Origin of the sequence: Saccharothrix sabaoui (assembly GCF_051756985.1) — a bacterium.
Classification (GTDB): Bacteria; Actinomycetota; Actinomycetes; order Mycobacteriales; family Pseudonocardiaceae; genus Actinosynnema.
This window is the reverse complement of sequence record NZ_JBPKJK010000046.1, coordinates 38,698-59,268: the sequence shown is the minus strand read 5'-3', so window position 1 is coordinate 59,268 and position 20,571 is coordinate 38,698. Positions and strand designations below refer to the sequence as shown.

At 67.5% G+C, this 20,571-nt stretch carries 19 protein-coding genes; 9 read left to right on the top strand and 10 right to left on the bottom strand.

The window, feature by feature from the left end; all coding sequences use genetic code 11:
• The first annotated feature begins 82 nt into the window (after positions 1–82).
• Positions 83–403, top strand: a complete 321-nt coding sequence (locus ACR807_RS16790) for a hypothetical protein (protein ID WP_438922256.1) — start codon at positions 83–85, stop codon at positions 401–403.
• 32 nt (positions 404–435) lie between these two features.
• Here ACR807_RS16790 and ACR807_RS16785 read toward each other — a convergent pair whose 3' ends face one another.
• The 4 genes from ACR807_RS16785 to ACR807_RS16770 form a co-directional block, all read right to left on the bottom strand.
• Positions 436–1,386 (bottom strand): L,D-transpeptidase, encoded by a 951-nt coding sequence (locus ACR807_RS16785; RefSeq protein ID WP_438922255.1) that lies wholly within the window; start codon positions 1,384–1,386, stop codon positions 436–438.
• Between the two features lie 94 nt (positions 1,387–1,480).
• On the bottom strand, positions 1,481–1,972 hold the full coding sequence (locus ACR807_RS16780; protein WP_438922254.1) for a DUF6355 family natural product biosynthesis protein: 492 nt from the start codon (positions 1,970–1,972) through the stop codon (positions 1,481–1,483).
• A gap of 252 nt (positions 1,973–2,224) precedes the next feature.
• Positions 2,225–2,620, bottom strand: a complete 396-nt coding sequence (locus tag ACR807_RS16775; RefSeq protein WP_438922253.1) for a hypothetical protein — start codon at positions 2,618–2,620, stop codon at positions 2,225–2,227.
• A gap of 32 nt (positions 2,621–2,652) precedes the next feature.
• Entirely contained in the window at positions 2,653–3,513 is an 861-nt protein-coding gene (locus ACR807_RS16770; protein WP_438922252.1) for a hypothetical protein, read from the bottom strand.
• Positions 3,514–4,167: 654 nt separating this feature from the next.
• Between ACR807_RS16770 and ACR807_RS16765 the strand changes: the two genes are divergently transcribed.
• From ACR807_RS16765 to ACR807_RS16745, 5 genes are all read left to right on the top strand, one after another.
• On the top strand, positions 4,168–5,001 hold the full coding sequence (locus ACR807_RS16765; RefSeq protein WP_438922251.1) for a YczE/YyaS/YitT family protein: 834 nt from the start codon (positions 4,168–4,170) through the stop codon (positions 4,999–5,001).
• Positions 5,002–5,038: 37 nt separating this feature from the next.
• Positions 5,039–6,115: a hypothetical protein gene (locus ACR807_RS16760; protein WP_438922250.1), complete on the top strand. Its 1,077-nt coding sequence runs from the start codon at positions 5,039–5,041 to the stop codon at positions 6,113–6,115.
• Positions 6,112–6,807 carry a hypothetical protein gene (locus ACR807_RS16755; protein WP_438922249.1) on the top strand — a complete coding sequence of 232 codons (696 nt, stop codon included), beginning with the start codon at positions 6,112–6,114 and terminating at the stop codon, positions 6,805–6,807. The genes ACR807_RS16760 and ACR807_RS16755 overlap by 4 nt, the downstream gene beginning before the upstream one ends.
• 26 nt (positions 6,808–6,833) lie before the next feature.
• Positions 6,834–7,544: a DUF3558 domain-containing protein gene (locus ACR807_RS16750; protein ID WP_438922248.1), complete on the top strand. Its 711-nt coding sequence runs from the start codon at positions 6,834–6,836 to the stop codon at positions 7,542–7,544.
• A gap of 152 nt (positions 7,545–7,696) precedes the next feature.
• Positions 7,697–8,572 carry a hypothetical protein gene (locus ACR807_RS16745; RefSeq protein ID WP_438922247.1) on the top strand — a complete coding sequence of 292 codons (876 nt, stop codon included), beginning with the start codon at positions 7,697–7,699 and terminating at the stop codon, positions 8,570–8,572.
• 305 nt (positions 8,573–8,877) lie between these two features.
• Here ACR807_RS16745 and ACR807_RS16740 read toward each other — a convergent pair whose 3' ends face one another.
• Both ACR807_RS16740 and ACR807_RS16735 read right to left on the bottom strand, forming a co-directional pair.
• Positions 8,878–9,507 carry a hypothetical protein gene (locus tag ACR807_RS16740; RefSeq protein WP_438922246.1) on the bottom strand — a complete coding sequence of 210 codons (630 nt, stop codon included), beginning with the start codon at positions 9,505–9,507 and terminating at the stop codon, positions 8,878–8,880.
• Positions 9,492–9,860 (bottom strand): helix-turn-helix domain-containing protein, encoded by a 369-nt coding sequence (locus ACR807_RS16735; RefSeq protein WP_438922245.1) that lies wholly within the window; start codon positions 9,858–9,860, stop codon positions 9,492–9,494. Before ACR807_RS16735 ends, ACR807_RS16740 begins: the two co-directional genes overlap by 16 nt.
• A 1,031-nt stretch (positions 9,861–10,891) precedes the next feature.
• Between ACR807_RS16735 and ACR807_RS16730 the strand changes: the two genes are divergently transcribed.
• On the top strand, positions 10,892–12,109 hold the full coding sequence (locus ACR807_RS16730) for a cytochrome P450 family protein (protein WP_438922244.1): 1,218 nt from the start codon (positions 10,892–10,894) through the stop codon (positions 12,107–12,109).
• 50 nt (positions 12,110–12,159) lie between these two features.
• Here ACR807_RS16730 and ACR807_RS16725 read toward each other — a convergent pair whose 3' ends face one another.
• The 3 genes from ACR807_RS16725 to ACR807_RS16715 form a co-directional block, all read right to left on the bottom strand.
• On the bottom strand, positions 12,160–14,550 hold the full coding sequence (locus ACR807_RS16725; RefSeq protein ID WP_438922243.1) for a helix-turn-helix transcriptional regulator: 2,391 nt from the start codon (positions 14,548–14,550) through the stop codon (positions 12,160–12,162).
• Positions 14,551–14,878: 328 nt separating this feature from the next.
• On the bottom strand, positions 14,879–15,925 hold the full coding sequence (locus ACR807_RS16720; RefSeq protein WP_438922242.1) for a tyrosine-type recombinase/integrase: 1,047 nt from the start codon (positions 15,923–15,925) through the stop codon (positions 14,879–14,881).
• Complete coding sequence (locus ACR807_RS16715; RefSeq protein ID WP_438922241.1) at positions 15,915–16,463, bottom strand: hypothetical protein; 549 nt, start codon at positions 16,461–16,463, stop codon at positions 15,915–15,917. The genes ACR807_RS16720 and ACR807_RS16715 overlap by 11 nt, the downstream gene beginning before the upstream one ends.
• A 698-nt stretch (positions 16,464–17,161) precedes the next feature.
• Between ACR807_RS16715 and ACR807_RS16710 the strand changes: the two genes are divergently transcribed.
• Both ACR807_RS16710 and ACR807_RS16705 read left to right on the top strand, forming a co-directional pair.
• A complete protein-coding gene (locus ACR807_RS16710; RefSeq protein WP_438922240.1) occupies positions 17,162–18,598 on the top strand; it encodes a DnaB-like helicase C-terminal domain-containing protein in 1,437 nt (478 codons plus the stop codon).
• Between the two features lie 235 nt (positions 18,599–18,833).
• The gene (locus ACR807_RS16705) at positions 18,834–19,802 is read left to right on the top strand and encodes a hypothetical protein (protein WP_438922239.1); all 969 of its coding nucleotides are present in this window, start codon (positions 18,834–18,836) and stop codon (positions 19,800–19,802) included.
• A gap of 197 nt (positions 19,803–19,999) precedes the next feature.
• On the opposite strand, the gene ACR807_RS16700 is transcribed toward ACR807_RS16705, so the two are convergent.
• Positions 20,000–20,416 (bottom strand): hypothetical protein, encoded by a 417-nt coding sequence (locus ACR807_RS16700; protein WP_438922238.1) that lies wholly within the window; start codon positions 20,414–20,416, stop codon positions 20,000–20,002.
• Positions 20,417–20,571: the final 155 nt, after the last annotated feature.

Genomic DNA, 20,571 nt, shown 5'->3' with positions numbered 1-20,571 from the left:
CGGGTGCCGGGCGACGACGACCGATGGTGCGGGTGCCGGGACGACGACCACGCTGGTCGTCGTCGATCCGGCCTGAGGGCTGGTGGGATTCGGCGCCGACGACGACGGGGTTTCCGTCGAGCGGGAGGTCGTCGTGGTCGGCGTCGGCTTGGACGTTGTGGGCTTGGGCGTTGTGGTCGTGGGCTTCGGCGACGTGGTCGTCGTCGGATTGACGGTCGTCGTGGGGCTGGTCGTAGTGGGCTTGGTCGTCGTCGTGGATGGCGGGACGCTGATCCCTGCCGCCTGGGCCGATGCGCCGGTCGTGGCCAGCAGGGTGGCGGTACCTGCGATGAGCGCACCGGCGGCCATCCCGGCCAACGTGATGCGGGCAGACCTCGTGGTCACTGGATCTCCTTATGACTGAACGGTTTGAGGCCGGCGTCGGCGTCTTGCCGACTACTTGATCAGCACGGTGGTGCCCGCAGGAATGGGGCTTCCGCCGTGGGATGTGGTCAGGGTGTGCAGTGCGTCGGCGGGAACCCGGATGCAGCCGTCGGAGCCGGCGACGCCGAAGACGGCCGGATCCGGCCAGCCGTGCACGCCGATGGTTCCGGGCCCTCCGCCATAGGTGGTGTAGGTGTCGGAGTGCGCACCCAGCGCCAGAAGCACCGGGGTGTATGTCGCGGCGGGATCGCGGATCGCGGCGATCACGAACGTGCGCCCGTGGGGCGTGACCGAGTTCGCGGCGCCGATGCCCACCGTCCACCGGCCGATCTCGCGACCGTGCTGGTGCAACGTCAGCGAGTAGTCCGCCCGGTCGACCGTGACCAGGTACGGCGTCGCGGCGAGCGTGATGTCAGACCCCAGGTGCAGCCAGGCCACGCTGTTGTTGGGCCTCGACGGCAGAGCGACCATGGCCCAGTCCGTTCGTCGCTCCAGGACCGGCAACCAGGTATCGACCTGGGCACGCGTCGGTTCGATGCCGATGGGCTGGGTGCTGGACACCGCGGCGACGGGGTCGCCACCCGGTGTTGCGTACGCCGCCACGATGCGCGTGGGATGCGCGACCGTGCCGTCGGGTATCTGCTCTGGTGCCGGGTCGCGCGGCGCATCGGGCACCTCGGTGAACACGTCCGCCGGCGGCAGCACAGCCAACTGTGCCTCGGATACCGGCCGAGGCTGCGGTGATGCATCGTGACCGGCCGCTGCGTCGGCGGCCGGTTCCGGTTCTCGACCGGCCGAGTGACCGGGGATAGTCTGACCGTGCCCCCGGTCCTCGGTGGCCGTGAGAACGAGTGCGGCCACGGTCAGGACGGCCAGCGCGAACCCGCCGAGGAAGACTCCTCGGGCTCGTCGTGGGACCACGTTTCCGGGGTCGTTCGTCCTGCCGTGGCGCACGATGGTCACCTCCTCTGTCATGGTTGGACTAAGTGGACAGTTGGGATGGAGCGGAGTTGGTGCGCCGGACGCCCCCGACAGCGGCGGTGCACAGGTGGACTTGTCAGCAACCGCGGCCGTTGTAGTAGGCGTAGGTGATCAGTCCGCCCTGGAGTGACGGGTGGGTGGACAGGTTGGTCGTGCCGGGCCAGACGCAGATCGAGCGGGTCGCGCCCGCGCCCCACCAGAACTCCACGTTGATCGAGATCCGTCCGGAGCCGCAGTGGACGTAGTAGGCGTTGCGGTTGGGCGCGTACCAACCGCATGCCTGGGCCGTCACGCCTTCGGTACCCGCCTGGGCACGGGCCGGAGCCGCGAGCTTGCCCTCGTCCTGGATCTGCGATCCGGGCAGGGTCACACCAGCCTCCGTCTGGATCTGCGAACCGGGGGCGCCTGGGTGCGCCTGGATCTGGGACGCCGAACTGCCGGCCGAGGTGGGCCCGTACGGGCCGCCCATGGCGATCTGTGCCGAGGCGCTTCCCGCGGTGACGGCCAGCGACAGCCCGAGTGCGATGCCGAACACGCCGAGCAGGCGCAGGATGAACGTGCGTGTCATCGGTTTCCTTTGCTTCCGGTGGGGAAGGTGTGCCGCGCCGCTCGCCGCGCCCCCAGGGGGATTTGGGCCTGAGCGGCGGCGCGGCACACCCCGCCGGTCGGAAGTGACCGGCAGTCTGGTGCCCACCCGCCATCCGGCGGTGAGGCTCCGGCCCTCAGTCGGGGCCGGTGGTCTGTGGTTGTCACGGAGCGGGGCGCTTGGTGAGCGCGAGCCGGCACTCCGCGGCCTACGCAGTTGTTGCCGCCGAGTGGGTCAGCGTGCGGTCGGAACCAGGCGCTCTGCCCAGAACGCCCGCACCGGGCCGCAGGACGTCGCGCCCACGGGCGGGATGTGCCCGGTGACCTCGATCTCCTGCCGTGGCGGGCGTTGACCCGCTCGGGCCTGCCGCTCGCCGTCGTCTGCGGCCGTGCCCGTGAGCTGGAAGCGTTGCCCGCTGGGCAACTCCAACACGACGCAGCCGGGTTGACGGCCGGTCCACTCGACACTGCCGACGACGCTGACCATCGATCCGCGCGCCTGCGGCGGCGGGATCACCACCGCGGTCCTCACCTGCGGATCGGGACGCTCCGGATCCGCTGACTTCGAGTCGACGACGTCTCCCGGTTGCGTGGCCGCGCAGGCCACCGTCGCAACGAGGACGCTCGACATTCCCAGCGCGGCGGACCTCCGTCGGTGGCGCTTCATCGCAGGTCGCCTTCGTCGGTCGGGACTCCGACGTCCCAGAACATCGAGTCCGTCAGCGGCACCGTCGGCTCCCGCGTCCGCCACAGCGACGCTGCGTGGACCGTCCCGGCAGCCGCGATCAACGAGTTCGGCTGCGCCATCCGCGGTGCCAACTCGTCGAGGACGGCGTGGGCGGTGTCGCGGGCGAAGTCCCGTCCCAGCAGCCAGATCCGCGTCGGCACCCCCGCACCGCGCAGGACGGCGTAGATCTCCTGGGTGGCCGGCAGGTAGCCCAGCACCCACTGACCGCAGCGATCCGGTTGCAGGGCAGAGGACAGGTCGTCGTCATCACCGTCGCGGCGCCAGGCCCAGCCCCACTCCTCGACACCATCCAACGCGAAGACGCCAAGGCCAGTGACGGTCGCCCTGCGGGGGTCGAGGGTGAGGAAGGTGGTCTCGTCGTCGAAGACCATCACCTGGGCCGGCAGGTCCGGTGACAGGCGCCAGCCGTCGGCGGCCGACCGCAGCGGACCCGACGGCGGGTCCAGCCCGATCACGAAGTCGCGGAGATCCTCGGCCAGGGCACGTGCGTTCTCCAGCTCCCGCACGGCCTCGGTGTGCTCGTCCACCGCCCGCTTCAGCGCGCCGACGTCGGGCTTGATCGCGGATCGGATCGTCGTGATGCGCCGCTCCGCGTCGTCGGTCCGTTCCAGCGCCTCGGCCGACTCACGCCGCAGCGTTGCTTCCAGCAGCAGCAGATCGTTGGCGGCATCGGTGGTCAGAACTTGGAGCGTCCCGTCCCTGATCAGGCGGTCGCTGATCGTCTGCGGCACCGGATCCGCCCGGTGTCCCAGCAGCACCAGCAGCTGCCCTTCCACGGTGTGCCGCCATCGTGCACGACGTGTCTCCACCTTGTTCCCCCTGTTATCCACCCGTCAGCAGGGCGCGTACAACCGCTTGACCCGACTTCGTTCGACGGCCGTCCCCCTGGCAGTCCACGAGCGATTAATCCTTCGAGCGCGAACAAGCCGACACATGCAGACGAGTTCCGCGTCATCGCGACAGGCCATTGACCATGTCCACATCCGTCAGGTTCGCCGCAACAGGTGACCCCGTTGCCGGTAGAACAATGACACAAACCCCCTCATCACGTCACGAGAAAAGTTGAAACAAGGCAGAAATAGCCTTCTGACCTGCGCCAACGCCCACACCTGGACGCGGTCTGATATTTCTTCGAGTGAAATCCTTTCAATGTACGAAAAGGACGGGTTCCGCTAGATTGAATCTTTCGCCACGCGCGCCGCAAGGACGTTTTCGACTGATGAAAACATTCCCCGTAGCACGTGGAGTCCGCTATGGTGCTCAGCGCGCGGCCGGCGTCCCCCTTGCTAGTCGATGTTTTCGCACAACGAAATCCGAAAGGGGACAGCCATGCGTGATGCGATGTCGACTTCCGTCGGCCCGCCCGTCCGATGCGAGGTCACGTCACCAACCACGATTGCGCGGCGAAGCAGGGCCGGACAGGTGCGGGCATGACCAGCGCCGACCGTCGGATCACGGCGCAGAGAGCGAGATTCATCCGCTTGGTAGCCGGAACGGTCGCGATGGGGTTGGGCATCGCGCTGCTGGTGCGTGCCCGGCTCGGCCTGCTGCCGCTGGACGTCCTGCACGCGGCGATCAGCAGGCACACCGGGTGGACGATGGGCGGCGCTTTCCTGGCAGTCCAGGCGGTTCTGCTGCTGGCCTACCTGCCGCTGCGGGTGCGGCCGGGCGTGGGGACGGTCGTCGCCGCGACGGTTCCGGCGGTCGTGTGCGACGTGGCCTTGGCGCTGCTGCCGGATTTCGCCTTGGTGTGGCGCCTGGCGTTGTTCCCGCTCGGCGGCGTGCTGTTCGCACTGGGGATCGCCCTGTACCTGGGTGCCGGGATCGGCGCACTTCCTCGTGACGGCCTGATGCTGGAGCTGCACCGCCGACGGCCGTGGCTGCGTCCGGCGGCGATCCGGGTCGTCGCGGACGTCGCCTGCCTGCTGGTGGGCTGGCTTGCCCTGGGACCAGTGGCCGCGGTGACCGACGGAACCGTGGGTCTGGGCTCTGTGCTGTTGGCGGGTCTGCTCGGACCGGTCATCGCGATCCTGCTGCACCGGACCGGGCGCTTCGCCGCGCCCGGGGAGTCCTCACAGGACGGACAGGCATCCCGGGCCGGCAGCCAAACATGTTCCTCACGCGATTGCCAGCGCGAGTTGGTCACGCAGCCCTTTCGGCCGGCAGCGAGCAACGACGTCATGCGGGACGACTCGCGAACACCCGCGACCCAAACCCTCGACGGCGTATCGGTCGTCGACCTCGCCCACCACCTCAAGCGCTGACCTCTCGGCGCGCCTTCACTCACCTGTAGGGAGATCCATGTTGCGCGGCCCTGTTCGGGCCGTCCTGCTGCTGTGCGCTGTGGCGCTCGCGGCAGTGGCGTGCACCGGTTCACCATCCGACCAGTCGACGTCCACCTCGACGCACGACCCGAACCCCTCCGCGCAGGCGGAGGTCCACCCGGCCATCCCAGAGGACCTGCGCCCGGCGGCAGAGGCCTACTCCCGCTACCGGGAGATCGACGCCTGCGCACTGCACGACCCGGCGGCGGCCGAGAAGGCGTCCGGGGAAGGCAGCACCGGCGACGAGCTGATGCCCAGCGACGACGGCTTCAACACCTGCACCCTGCGGCTGCACAAGTCGGAGTTCGACTCCACGTGGACGATGTACCTGCACGTGGCGCAGGAGTACGACGCCGCGCTGCGGCGCGAGGCCGCGCCCGAGCAGATCGGCGGCGTCGAGTTCTACGTCAAGGAGGAGGGCGCACCTCAACCCTCCTGCGAACTGGCCCGCCCCCTGGACGACACCTACGCGGTCGTGCTCGATGTCCACCCCGACAACCGCGACAACGTCGTGCGACCGGTGTGCGACTTCGCCCGCGACTACGTCGGGCAGCTCGCGGACCGGTGGCGCGACCTGCCACGCCACGGTTCGGACCGCACCCAGCCCGCCCTGCCGCTGGCGCTGCGCGACCCCTGCCAGGCGCTCACCGCCGTGGTCGACGACCTGGGCGCGGACGCGGAGATCCAGCCGCACGAGGTCTACGAGTGCAGCATCATCCCCGGCGCCGGCGGCACGGTGAACCCCAAGAGCAAAGCCGGGGTCGGTGAGATCACCGTCGTGTTCGGCGTCGACGAGGACCCCGCACGCAACCTGACGATCTCGCCCGACGAGTACCGGGCCGTGGACATCGCCGGGTACAAGGCGGTGACGGGTACCCGCGCCGGGCAGTGCCGCACAGTGGCGGTCTGGGATTCGGACACCACGATCGTCGAGAATCACCAGGACGACGACGCGCTACCTGCGGTCCAGGTTATCCAGGTCGACACCCCTGACTGCGAACAGCAGTCCCAGGCACTGGTCGAGAAGATCCTCAACGCGGTGGGCAAGCCGTGACCCGCCCCCGCCCGCTCGGCACCATGCTTCTGGCGGCGGTCATGGCACTATCGGCCTGCACCACCACCATCGGCGGCACCGCGCGCCCCCACACACAACCCACCCCGGACAACCCTCAACAGGCCGTGTGCAGTCGTGCGCCCGACCCGGACAGCTGCGCCGAGTTCCAGCGCACCGAACCGGCCAAGGGCCAGCAACTGTTCCAAGCGTGGGCCGAGGACGAGGCCGCCAGCACGCAGATGCTGTGCAGCGCGCTGCCCGACCAAACCTGGCAACAGTGGCTGGGCGAGGGCTTCTACCGCTACGTCAACGACTCCTCCTGGTGCGAACTGTGGTCCGACGACAACCAGGTCGCGATCAAACTCGGCCTGTTCGGAGCCGCGCCCCTGCGCGAGTACCTGACCCGGTTCCAGTCCGACCCGGGCATCGCCGCGCTCACCCACCAGGTGCAGATCGCCGGAGTACCGGCCATGACCACCGGCCTGGCCACCGACTCCGACGGCATCGGACGCGACGGCGAGCAGATCACCCTGGCCCCACACGGCGACGCAGGCAAGCCCGGCGTGCTGCTGATCCACCTGGAGCTGCACCCGCCACGCGGCAAACCGTCCAACACCCCGGTCGACCGCAACCGCATCGGGTTCCGCGACCACCTCGCCGGCGCGCTGCTCGGCGCGCTCTACCCGCGATGACCCTTCCACCGACACGGAGACCAGCCATGCGCACCACCATCGCGGCACTGGCCCTGGCCACCGCCGCATCAGCAGCGATGACGTTGACCTCCTGCACCACCACCGTCCCCGGCACCGCCACCCCGGCCGGTGCCACATCAGAAACCGCAGGATCGTCGACCGCGGTCACGACTCCCACCCCAGGCTCGGCGACACCGCCGGGGTCGGACCGGCCCGACGCGCCCATCACCCTCGGCGACCTCGATCAGCGCGTCGACGCCGCGAGCGTCGGCGCCCCCTACGACCCCTGCTCCATCGGCTGGGCAGCCTTCCCCGCCGAGGTACGCCCGACCAAAACCGACGCCAAGCCATCGCTGCGCCCACCGCGCGACAACGACGCCTTCGCGATCGCCTGCCGTTACGACAACGGCGACACCGTCGAAGCCACCGTCGACGAACAGGGCAACGCCAGCAGCAACACCGGCCGGGACTTCCTCGCACTCATCGTCTGGGCACGCCCCGACAAGATCTCGACCAACCCCGCCGACCACCCAGGCTCCTCGGCCACCACCTACGGCGGCAAACAGGGCGTGCTCAAGCCCGGCAAGGACCGCAAGGGCAATGCCATGTGCACCGCGATCATCCAACTCGCCAACGGCGTGGGCGGCGTCAGTCTGACCAACGGGCGGTTCCCGGACATCGACACCTGCTCCATCGCCCGCACCGTCGCCGACAAGATCGCGGCGACCGCACCGTGACCCGACCGCAGGTCCGTGTCCACGCCCTGTCCGGGGACGTCACCGTCGACGTCCCCGGACAGGAGCCGGACACGGCGACCGAGACCACCCAGCCCATGCGCCCCCTGACACCGGCACGTTCGCGGATGCTCACCGCGCTACGCAGTCCGTCAATGCTGCTCGCCGCCGGCCTCGTCGTGCTGGTCGCCCTGGTGCTGCTGCTACGCGGCCATGACGACAACACGGCCACGACGCGCCCAGTAGTCACCGCCACCACGACGGTCATGGTCGACACCACGTCGACCGAGGCGGCCACACCCAGCACAACCACGCCCACTCCGGACCCCGCGGCGATCGCTCCACGCCCCCTCGCCGAGGACCAGCTGGACCAACTTCCACTCGCCGTGGTCGGACAGTCCCTACCGCACGCGCCCGAAGACCCGGACCCCGCCTCCGACCCAGGCCCCGAGGTGTTGCACCCGACCGCAACGACGGCCGTCTACGACGCTCCCGGTGGGCAACCCTTCGCACGCCTGCCGGTCAGACAGGTCTTCACCCCGACCTGGGTGCCGGTCGTGCAGCATCAGCCGGGCTGGGCCCGGGTCCTGCTGCCCACTCGCCCTCTCGACGGCGGCATCGCACCGACCGGTTGGCTGTACCTGGACCAGACCGTGGTCCTGTCGCAGTCGGCGCACCGCGTCGACATCGACCACACCACCGGCAGCGCGACCGTGCTGGCCCGATTGAGCCGCGTCACCACCGACAGCGGTCCACCGGATCCGACACCGGTCCCGGCCACCCGGCCGCGCACGTTCATGGCCATCACTCCCGCAACCATCGACGGCGGCTGGCTGGCCAGGATCTGGCAGCCACTGCTGATCAACAGCGACCGGATCTGCACCGGCATGCTCGGCACCCTCGTGATGCCCGCCCTGTCCCAGGTCTCCCCGCTCGGGCAGTCGGACGGTCAAGGGTGCGTGCCGACACCCGACGGCCTACGCGGACCGCTGTCGTCGGTCACCGCCGGAACGGTCGTGCTGCAACGCTGAACGGCACCCGTCGACCCGACGTGATCGATCACGGTTCCCGGCCTGCGGCTTAGCCGGTCCACGGCGACGAACACCACCCGAGACGGACGCAGACCCGGCACGGTGCCACAGCAACCCTGCGAACAGTCCGGCCGCGACCGCCAGCGCGACCGGCCACAGCTCCATCGCGAACAACGCCAGCAGCACGTCCGTCGCGCCGATCACAGCGAAGACCCCGGCCAGCGCCCGCACTTGCATCGCGGTCGCCGTGCCGGGGTCGTCGTCCTGTCTCACACGAACGCTATCGGACCACCCCGCGTGGTTCGTTACCACACGTCACCATGCTGTGGGCCGGTCGAGACGTTGTCCATCGTGTGCAGCACCTCGCCGAAGCACCACACGACGACGCGCAGCAGCCACACCAACCCCTCGTTGCGGCTGTCGGTATCGGTCACGTCCAACAGCCCCCCGGCCGACCCGCGCACCAGCGCGTGATCGTCGGCGAGTGCCGCTTCGACCGCCTGCCCCGCCAAGCCCAAGCCCGAGTCGCTCCGGTCGAAGCCCTCCAGCACACCACCACAGTGCCCGCAGCGTGTGAACAGCGCCGAAGTCAACGGCTCACCCGAGTCGGGCAGGCACGCGACCGCCGCCTCGATCATCCACACCAGAACATCGTCCAACTCCCCGGCGTCCACGTTGGTCCGAAGCGCCCTGACCGCTCCAGTGTCGCCCCCGACCAGCCCGGCGCGCACCACCGCCTCCGTGATGCGCCGGAAGCGTTCCTTCGCCGACCGGCCCGCAAACTCGCCACCAGCGCTCCCCGCACGCCCCCACAACCCGGCTCGGGGTACCACCGCGGCCCTGCCGGCAAAGTGGGCGGACGGCTGAACAGTCGCGAAACGGCTCCGATGCTCGGTGTGCGGGTAGGAAGCGCCGTCCGTCAGTTCGAGGTGCATGCGTGTTCCGGCCCTGTCGTCTCCGACCACTCTGACCACACGGGGCCGAGGGTGTACCGACCGGACTCCTTCTCCAGAGCCCCCAGCTGCACCAGGGTCTTCGCCAGTCGATAGGTGGTGGGCAACGGCAGCCGCGCGGCGCGGCTCATCTCGGTCAGGTTCAACGGCCGCGCGCCGCTGGCGACCTGCTCCAACACCTGGAACGCCCGCTCCAGCACCGACCCTCGGCCGCCGTCACCGACCGCGTCGTCCGCTCCATCGCTCTCCGACACCACTTCCTCGTCCGCTTGCGGTTCCCGTTGTGCACGGTCAGACCGCCAGTCCCTGCTGCGCCCCTCACTGGTGAACGACACGTGTTCCCTCCCTCGTCCTGCACGCGACCAACCCTTCGGTGATCGCCGCCCGTTACGGTCTGGATAGGCATGACGCGCCGTTCGCGGCGCGCCGGACCTCACCTCGGGACACCCCCGGCGTCCCGGCCTGCCGGATGACGGGGCACGAGATGGTGACGACGGCTTCCGCATCGCCGTCAGCGCCCGCACCACGCGTGCCGGGTATCCAGCACGCACCCGCGGATTCATGACCACACGGCATTGTCGGAGCACGATCACCGGCGCACACCCGCGCCCTTCGAACAGACATGTGTGGCACCGCGGCCCGGATGGTCAATGCAACCTCTCGACTGCCGGACCTGTGCGGTGTCACCCACGTCACTCCTTGCATCGCCACGTCGTCACGATCCCGCCGGCATCCATCCGATGCCACAGTTCAGACGCAACGCCCGGAGGCATCACCCCTGCCTGTCAACAGGCGAAAGCATATGTCATCAATATTCCATGTCAACGTGAACGGAGTTTCAGGGCGCTTTTTTTCGAGTGGGGGCGCTTACCACTTAGGCACGTAGTTTTGGGCGCAACCAACACGTAGGCGACAGCCCTGTGTCCACGTAACAGCAGCTCCCTACCGTCTCTACGGGCGCCTGTGCGCACATGGAGCGACCTTCCAGCAGCAGCGCGTGAAATTCCGTCGAAACTCCATCGGCACGCACCCCCTTAAAACATGGCAGCGCGGCCTACGACGTCGCATTCACATGTGAAAGCCGGTCAGCCGACTGTCCCGCCTTGCGGGAGAAGCCGAAGCAGTACGTGCACGGGAGTGCTTCTACGTGGCTCGTGGAGAAGCTACGTAGCTTTTCTAGTCGCACTACGTGGTTCCACTAAGTGCTCCAGCGGAGCACTACGTGGTCCCTCTAAGTGCCCTAGCGGAGCACTACGTGGTTCCACTAATAGCGCATCCCTGTCAACTTATCGATACTTACCCTAAATAACGAGATCCGCGCCTCTGCGTGCAGGCGCGGAACTTCACGACACACTGGGGACTGGCAATGCACACCGACACGACGCACGTCCGCCTCTTCGAGGAGGACTACTGGCAGCAGGCACTGGAAGTGGGGGACGCACTGCGGGCCAGCGAGCCCGTGCACCGCGCCGCGGTGGGCGGGTACCTGCCCGTGTGGATCATCAGCCGCTACGCCGACGCGCGACGCGCCCTGACCGACCCCGACCTGAGCAAGGACGCCGCCCTCATCCGCCCGGTCCTGGAGCAGCACCTGCACGCCGCAGGACTACCGACCGAACTGTCCGGGATGTTCCGGCCGCACATGCTGTTCCAGGACGAACCGGCCCACCGACGTCTGCGTCGCTTGCTGGCCGACAAGTTCACCCGCACGCGGATCGAACAACTCCGCCCCAGGGTGCTGCACCTGACCAGAACGTTGATCGACGCGCTACCCGCCGACAAGCCGTTCGACCTGGTCGACAGGCTCGCCTTCCCGCTTCCGCTCACCGTGATCTGCGAACTGATGGGCGTACCGGCACAGGATCATGAGGCACTGCGGGACTGGACCGCAGCGCTGATGGACGACAACCCCTCGCGCCTGCTCCCGGCCTCCCTGGCGATGGAGGACTACTTCACCGAGCTGATCCGCTCCAAGCGCACACGATCCGAAGACGATCTCCTCTCGGCTTTGCTCCGGGGCTCGGGTGCCGACCGTCTCGACGACGAGGAGCTGATGGGCACGATCTTCCTAATCATCGTCGCCGGACACGAAACGTCCACCAACGCCATCACCAAGGCCGCACGGTGGCTCATGGCCGACTCCCGGCTGTGGCGCCATCTCGCGGACAACCCGCACAAGACTGCCCAGGCGATCGACGAGGTGTGGCGGTTCGACTCGCCGGTACGCATGGCGACCCACCGGGTCACCGCGGCACCGGTCGTCTACGGTGGCGTCGAGATCCCGGCCGGCGAGATCGTCTTGGTATCGCTGATGAGCGCCAACCGCGACCCGGACGCCTTCGACGACCCGACCACACTGGACATCGACCGCAGGAACGCACGCCGACACCTGTCCTTCGGCCACGGCATCCACCACTGCCTGGGAGCACCCCTGGGCCGCATGGAAGCCGAGATCGCACTACGCGAATTCATCGCCCGCTTCCCGCGCGCCCGGCTCGCGGTCGAATCCGACCGGCTCCCAGCACAGCGCAGCGCCATCATGGCCGGCATCGAGGAACTACCCGTACTCGGCGGCCGACCATAGACAGCCGGGCGGGCGGCGACACGATCGGCGTCGTGTCGCCGCCGTCCCGATCACGCACCGGCCAGGCCGGCGGCGACCTCGTCCGCCGACAGGCCCAAGAACCAGTTACGGACACCCTTGCGATCCTTGACCCCACGGCTCGGGTCTTCGGCGACGAGCTTGCCGATGATCTTCGACACATGGACCTCCACCGTGCGGTGGGACAGCCCTCCCAAGGTCTCGCCGATCTCCCTGTTGCTCATGTCCTTCGCCACCAGTGAAGCGACCAGGAACTCCTGCTTGGACAGATCCGCCGGACGGCGGACGTTCATGATCGGCCGCGGCCGGAGATCATCGGCCAGGGCCATCACCGCGTCGGCGGCAAGGCGCTTGCCCAACGCGACATTGATGTCGAACTCCTCGTCACCCAGCTCGCTGCGAGCCTTGTCCTCCGCCCTCTGCTGCACGCGGAGCCACGGAAGAAGTCCTTCGATCGACGCGTTGGTCAGCTTGCGAGCGGCAAGGGCCGCGCCCATCAACTGCGCGCCGTGCTCGTGGTCGCCGAACTCGACGGCGATCAGGAACAGCAGCCACTTCGTCCACGCAGGCCCCCAGGTGTCGCCGATCGCGTGCTGGATACGCAGTGTGCGTTGAGCGAGCACCATCGCCTCGCTGGGGCTGCCGTGCAGCAGTTCGGCCAGCGCCAGCGTCCACAGAGCCCACGAGATCGACCACGTGGCTTCGGCCTTCTCCGCGGTGACCAACAGCCGTCGGCACCAGGGGAACGCCGTATCGCCATCGGTGAGGAACGCAGCGCTCATGGCGCCGAACATCAGCGCCATGAAGGCATCGGCCTCGCTGCCCGCTGCCAGGAACGCGTGTTCCGCCTGTCGATAGCCCTCCACAGAGCCTCGCGCGCGTTCGGGATCTCGTTCGGCCAGCCACAGCCTCGTCGCCCGCGCGTACAGCAGCGGAGGGAACGTGTCCTCACAATTCAGCGCGCGTGCCCCGTCCTCGGCCTGCTCCAGCAGTGGAAGCGCATTGGCCTGGTTGCCCTGGATGAACGCAAGCCATGCCGTCAGCGACAGGGCCGCGACACGTTCGACGGTCGCCGTCTCGGCGGTGTCGTCCAAGGCGGCGGCCACCATGTCGCGACCGTCGTTGAGCCTTCCCGCGAACACCAACGCACGGCTACGTCCGGTGGCCAACGTCAACCGCAGCGCCGATCGCCGATGCCCCATCGCAAGGAAGAACTCCTGCGCCGCGAGGATGTTCGGCAACTCCGCGCGGACACGCTTCATCCACCCGACCTCGTCGGGCCCCAGCCACTGCTCAGCCGCCCGCTCGGCGAGGGAGAGGAAGTAGTTGGCGTGGGCGCAGCGCAGCTTCATCGATTCGCCGGACGCCTCGACCAGCTCCTCGCCGTAGAGGCGGATGGTCTCCAGCAGCCGGAACCGGGTGCTCGGCCCGCGTTGGTCGACCACCAGCAGCGACTTGCGCTTGAGACGCGTGAGCAGCGACCGTACCTCGGCCCGGTCGATACCTCGGCTCTCCGACACCGCCGCCGCCGCGTCCAAGTCGAACCCGCCGGCGAACACCGACAACAACGCCCACATCTGCCGAAGCGGCTCGGCGAGTAAACCGTAGGACCAATCCAGCGTGGCGCGCACGGACCGGTGCTGCTCCTGCACCGCGTCACCGCCAACCAGCGTGTCCAACAGCTCCCTGCGCTCCGCCAGCATCTCGTGCAGCGTCATCGTCTCCAGCTGCACCGCCGCCAGCTCGATGTTCAACGGAATGCCATCGAGCGCTTCGCACAGCTCGATCGCCACGGGATAATCCGATGGCTGGATCTCCGCGCCGACATTCCGAGCCCGGTCCTCCAACAGCTGCAACGCTTCAGGTACGCAGCAGGAGCACTCCTCGACGCAGGCACGTTCGTTGTTCACCACCGACAGGGGTGGCACGGCTACGATTTGCTCACCTTTGACGCCGAGATTCTCTCTGCTTGTGGCCACCACATGCAGCCGCGGGGCAGCCGCGAGCAGATGACGCAGCAGCCGCGGCACCTGCCCCGATCCCGGCTCGCTACCCACCAGGTGCTCGCAGTTGTCGAGGGCGAGCAGCATCCTGCCCCGCGTCGACAGGTGCTCGATCAGTCGTGCCGTTGCCGGAGCGGGCGAGTTGTTCAGCAGGCCCAACGCCTCGGCGATCGTGGACGCCAGCCGGTCCTCGGTGGCCTTGAGTCCCGCCAGCGGGACCAGCACGACCTCGTCGAAATCGCCGGCCAGATCACCGGTCAGGCGTTCCAACAACCTCGTCTTCCCGACACCACCGGCACCGGTCAGCGTCACCAGACGCTTCGTGGCGAGCAACTTCGTCGTCGCCCGCAGCAGTGTGCCGCGCCCGATGAAGCTCGTCATGTCCGACAGTGCGGCACTGATGGCGAAGTCGACGGGCAACTCCTGCTCCGACGCAGGAATCGCCCTTCTGCCTCCGTTCGCCTCAGCTCCTATCACCATGCTCGTTGCCCCCCGGCACGTAGTACAGCCGGCACACCCACCGCGCCGACCTGGTTCCACGGACACGGTATGAGACCGCTCCCGCTGGAGCCCTACCAGGCAGGACTCCACAGAGACAGAAGATGATCACTTACCGTGCCCAAGCGACCGTACACCGCAAAAGTGCGGTCTCGCACGAGATATGAGCAAACCTCCAATCAGAGTCCGCGACCACAGCCATCCGTCACCATCGCCTCATTGACACCCGCCAGCCCAGGCGGCCACGACATCACCCCGCAGCAGACGACTTACCTCGATCTTCGCCCTGCGGCGCCAAGGGATGCGCCTCACCCGTCAGGGCCGACAGCGCCTCGGCCACCTCCTGCACTGACGCACGCACGTACGTGGCCGTCACCCCGTACCGGTTCGTCGAAGCCGTCGCGTGCCCCGCGTACGCTCGCGCAACCGCATAGCCGAAACTGCGCTCCACCCAGGTCAGAGTGGTATGCCGAAGCCAGTGCATGGTGATGCCCTGGGTCCTCACCGACTCGATGTGCTCACCGAGACGCGACCACAGATGGTCATACCGTCGGTCGGTCAACGGCTTCCCATCCAAGTAGCGGAAGACGGCGCTCTCCGGATCGCGCGCCCCACGCGTGCGCGCGTGGCGCTGCAAGTGCGACATCAACGTCGGCGACACGGGCTGCCACCGATGAACATTGCCTTTCTCCCGCAACTGCACGAGGCACTGCACCGGATCCAGGTCTCGAAGCCGCAGGGCCAACGCCCCACCACGCCGCGCCGCAGTCTCGATGTGGAACCGCAGCAGCAACGAGTCAAGCTTCGGATCGTTTCCGGTCAACGAAGCGACCTCTACGATCTCCTCGACCAGACCGACATCCAAAGAACGACGGTTCGACTTCACACGTTTGGGCTTTCTCACGTGCTCGGTAGGTACATCCCAGGGATCCATCAGTCGGTTGCTGACGGCGTGTCGGTACAGACATCGCAACGCCTCGAACGCATGCTCCGCAGCGCTGTGTCCTCCCCGGCCGGACCGCCGCTGAACCACCGTCGCCTTCGTATGCTCGATCAACCAGTTGACGTCGGTAGGATCAATCTCATCGATGCGACGATCCGCCCATACCCCCAGCATCTTGTTCCAATAAGTCGAATAAAGCTTGCGTGTCCCGTCCGGCACCGCACCGGCAACCCGCGGAACAAACTCCACAAAAGTAGGAAGAGGCGATCGACGGCTCCCTCGACCAATAAGCTGTTCCGGCGATACTCCCAACTTCCCAAGAAGCGCCGCCGCCATTTCGATGTCACCGCTCATGACGTGATCCACCTACCTGCACGTCAATACTGCGCCGGAGTTGCTCCTCATGGAAGCCGCGTACCATCTCTTCGACGTTGACGGGAGGATGCACAATCAGCATGTTGTACTCGGGCACGCCAACGAGAAACGCCAAATCGCCGTTCGACAGGTCGCAATAATGCAGCAGGCTTGCAGTAAGTCGAATCCGAAACTGACCGTCAACCGTCAGTCGACCGTCCGGAACCGGCTTCAACACCGCGTAGTTAGCACCGATCGAACTGGCCAAACGCGTGTCAATTGACCAGTTCAACGACCTGAGAACATGGCGACCCGCCACGCGCCCGCGATCGTCGACCAGGCATGCACCGAAGGTAATCACGGAACCGTTGATGCGAGAATGCAGGTCACCCAGATCCACTTTGCGCATCTGGCGACGTTGCCGCCCAGGTAGCACCACCGGATAATTGAGCGCGCCGACAACGGCATCATCGATGCCGGAGAAGCCAGAACCAGGCGAGACGAGAGATCGGCCCGCAGCCTCGACACTCTCGCTCACAGTCCCCCCGAAGTAACATCGACACTAGATGTACCGACGAGGTTAGCTCGCACCAAATGCGGTCGCCAGCATTTCACCTGCCGAAATCCGAGGGCGAGCGGCGCGTGCGCGCTCGAACAGTGGCCGTTCCCACGGCGTGCGACTCAAATCCTTCCACTGGCCGAAAGAATGAAGGCATGCCAGCCTGCGGCAGTGCGACGAGGATCACACCGTCGCGCGGGCCTGATGTCGGAGATATTTCATCCAACGACAGTGTCGGGATCCCGCAGGCTCGCCGTCCGCCGACCTTCTCTCAACTCGAAAGACGTGTGGATCCTGGCTGACGAACAAACCAATCCACTTCCCTTCCGGTGGACGAGGCATCCGCCGGTCCGCTGGAGGACCCGGACGGGGCGTGGATCCCGCTAGTCCCAGTGCCAGCGGTATTGCCCTGGCGGCCGATCGCGCGTGACCGCCGACTCGCTCAGGTATCGCGGCAGAAAGTCGAGTGCATCACGCAGGGCTTCCAGGTTCGGCGTGTTGACCATCGACCGATCCTGCCGAACACCGCCCGCGCAGCTCCTCACCGACCAGGAAGCGATCACTCAGGGCAGACACTGCACAGCAGGCAGGCAGGAGCACGTCTCACGAGCCGCTCACTTCGGCCCGCGGCAGCCCGTATCGCACCGAGTCGATACCCGGAGATGGTAGAAGTTACCGTGCGCTACATCGACACAGTCACCGCCGGGTCCACGTTCGAGGATTGGTTGCTCCCGCGTCTGGCCGAGGCCGACCTGGCGGCGATCCGCACCGGGTTCCTCACCCTGTCAGCGGTGGACACCATCGAGCAGCACCTGCTCGGGCTGCTCGACCGGGAGGGTCGAGTGCTGGTCGTCGCAGGCGGCGCGCCGGACCAGGCCGACCCGGACGCGCTCGTCCGGCTGAGCGAGCTTCTTGCGCCCTACGGTGACCGGGCTGTGCTGCGGGTCGTGGTGGGTCCCGAGGAGTTCCAGAACGCCAAGACCTACCACCTCCACTTCCCCGACGGTCACGCGGAGGCGTGGGTGGGGTCGGCGAACCTGACTCGCGGCGGCCTGACCGGTAACCACGAAGCGGGCGTGACGCTGGACTCCCGCGACCCGGCCGAAGCGCCGATCGTGGACGACGTGTTGGCCGGAATCGAGGCGTTCCGCGACAGGCCCGGGACGACCGGCGTCTCCGAGGAGACCAGGTTGCTGCTCACGCGACGCCGAACCACTCGCCACCGGCCCGACGTCCAGCGGGTCGAGATGGCGCCGTCGATGGTGTTGGAGGACTGGCTTCAGGACGCGATGGACCGCGTCGACGCCGTCGCGTCCCGAGATGGTCTGCCCGTGGGCGTTCCGACGCCGTTCGCCGACCTGAACGTGCTGACCGGCGGACTGGCTCCGGGCACGTTGACCGTGATCGGAGGTCGGCCGGGTTCGGGGCGCAGCACGCTGCTGCTCGACTTCGTGCGCCACGCCACCATCCGGCACTCGCTGCGTAGCGCGCTGTTCTGCCTCGACCAACCCGGCATCGACGTAGTGCAGCGGATCCTGTGCGCCGAAGCGTCGATCAGACCCCATGACATGCGCACCGGGCGTATGTCGGACGAGGACTGGACGGGCCTGGCCCGACGTATGAGCGAGGTACACGAGGCGCCGTTGATCCTCAACGCGACACCGTCGGCCGACCTCGACGGACTGTGCGAGGAGGCCGTCGCCCTGGCCCGTGACGAGGCGCTGCACCTGGTGGCGATCGACCCGCTCAACATGGTGCGGGCGAGGACGGAACCCGGCGCAGGCCGGGAACGCGAGGTGTCGATCGTGACACGCCAGCTGAAGACTCTCGCGCTGGACCTGGACATCCCGATCGTGGTGACGTGCGAGGTCGGGCGTGCCGTCGAGGGACGCCTGGACCACCGTCCCCAACTGGGAGACCTCCGCGAGTCCGACACGATGGCGCAGGTCGCCGACACGGTCGTGCTACTGCACCGTCCGGACCAGTACGAGCGCGACGATCCGCGTGCCGGTGAAGCGGACCTGATAGTCGCCAAGCACCGCGGCGGCCCCACGGCCACCGTGACCCTTGCTCACCAGTTGCACTACGCCCGGTTCTCGGACCTGCCTGGCTAATCACGAAGTGCTGAGCAGCGGACGTCGTCCTCGGTCATCGAGAAGCGCCATGCCCGGCGACGTGCAGACGGAGCCAGGTGCGTTGTAGTGCTTGTAGTCCTGGTCGGCCTCGAACATGCGTGTCCTATGCTCGCGATGCATGCGTGATTTCTGGACCAGAAGGCGACTGTCCATCAAACGGATCGCTAAACCCGCACACCTAATACGACAACGATAAGTTATTATCAAGGCTGCTGTGCGGTTGCAGCCTGCGAGCCTGCTCGATGTTCTATTTCGCTTGATCTCGGCCGTGCGGGTGGATCCGGCGTCACGCCATCCACTATGCGAGGCTCAACACCTCAACACCACCGACGCGGCAAGTCGAAACGGAGACGCTGTGAGCGAGGGCGCTACCACCGGGCGCGAAGAACTGACTCCCGCCCAAGAAGAAGAGCTGGTGGCTCGGATGCTGCGCCACCAGGTCGGCATCGAACCCGACCACTGCGGCGCGGTCCTCGACCTCGCCGCAGTGGGACTGGTCAACAGCGCGTGGCGGAATAGTCCGGTCGAGGACTGGCACGCCGGCGACGGCCCGTTGAGCGACGGCGACATGCTCCGCATCAATTCCCACACAACCAGCCGGGTGCGCGACATCATCCGACGCTGGCGCACCGACTGCGGCATCGACGCCCATGCACCCGTCGCCTATCTGGACGAACTCGACATCGAGGCGGTCGACTGGCTCGCGGGCAAGCTGTGCCGTTGGCTGACCGACCCTCGGCGCAGACTGCCTACCGGGGTCGCCCTCGCCGACCTCGCTGGCGACAACCTCGACGAGTACACCGATCACGCCTTGGGGGTCCTCGGCGGTGTTGCCCAGCTGGCCGAAGACCGCAACGCCCACTACGCCTTCTGGCGCGCCGCAGCCCATGCAGGGCTTGCCTGTCGCCACTGGTGGGGTACCCCGACCTGGCCGGGGCTGGTCGACCGCTTCGTCCGCGCGCTGGACGACCCGACCGACTCGCATTGGGGCACGGAAGGCCAATGGTTCTCCCGATTGCGCCCACGCCCACGGGAGATCGCAGACAACAACCGGCTGCGACGTGCGCTTCTTCAGCACCCGTGGAAACTTGGCTCGGAGTCGGCCCAGTTCCTTGTCAGCGCCGGTATCGGCATGATGCGCGATTCCATCCCGCCATTGCCTGCGACGGATTCCACCAGCTAGCGACGTCGGGCCAGCCACATGGTCGGGCAGCGGTTCGGGCCGGGCGCTGCGTGTTGCGTCGGCCAAGAGGGGTATGCGCCGTGCCGCTTGCCCGCCCATCCTTGCGCGGTGGTGTCTGCCTCCACCCAGGTGACTGTGCCCAGCGAGAAATACTCGTCAATGGCTGGGTTCACCGGTGCAGCTCGCCGCTACAGTAGTCACCAGGGCAGCGATGGCACTCCGTCGGATGTCAGGCCCCACATGCGCAGCCGCTCGGCGTGTTCCTGCTGCCCGGTGGCCTGGAGGGAGTTGATCAGGCCGCGAGAGGCGTGCTTGTTGCCGGCGTGCACTTCGTCCCACAGCAGCTCGTGTTCGCCATGCTTGGCTATCAGATCCGCCAACGCCCACGCACACGTGGAATCGGTTTCGGCACGGCTGCGCAGTAGTGTCACGGCCACGGAGAGGCGTCCACGCGTGGCAAGGTGTCGGGCCAGCTCGATTACGGCGTCGGTGTCGCCAGCGTCGCCACGAGCGCGCAACTCGTCGATCGTGTCGTGCTTTGCAAGCTGGTGATAGAGCTGACGGCGAGCGTGAGTGTCGCCAGCGTCGGATAGGGAGCGTAGCTCGTCCAGCATGCCGTGCTCGCCCCGAAAGGGACGAACGCGAAGACCGGTAGCTCGGCCAACGCATCTACGGCCGCATCAAGACGCTCTCGGGAGCGCTCGTCGGCCGAGGACAGCTCGTGATCGCCGACAACGCCGCACGGAGTTCGGCGCCGAGAAGGGCGTGA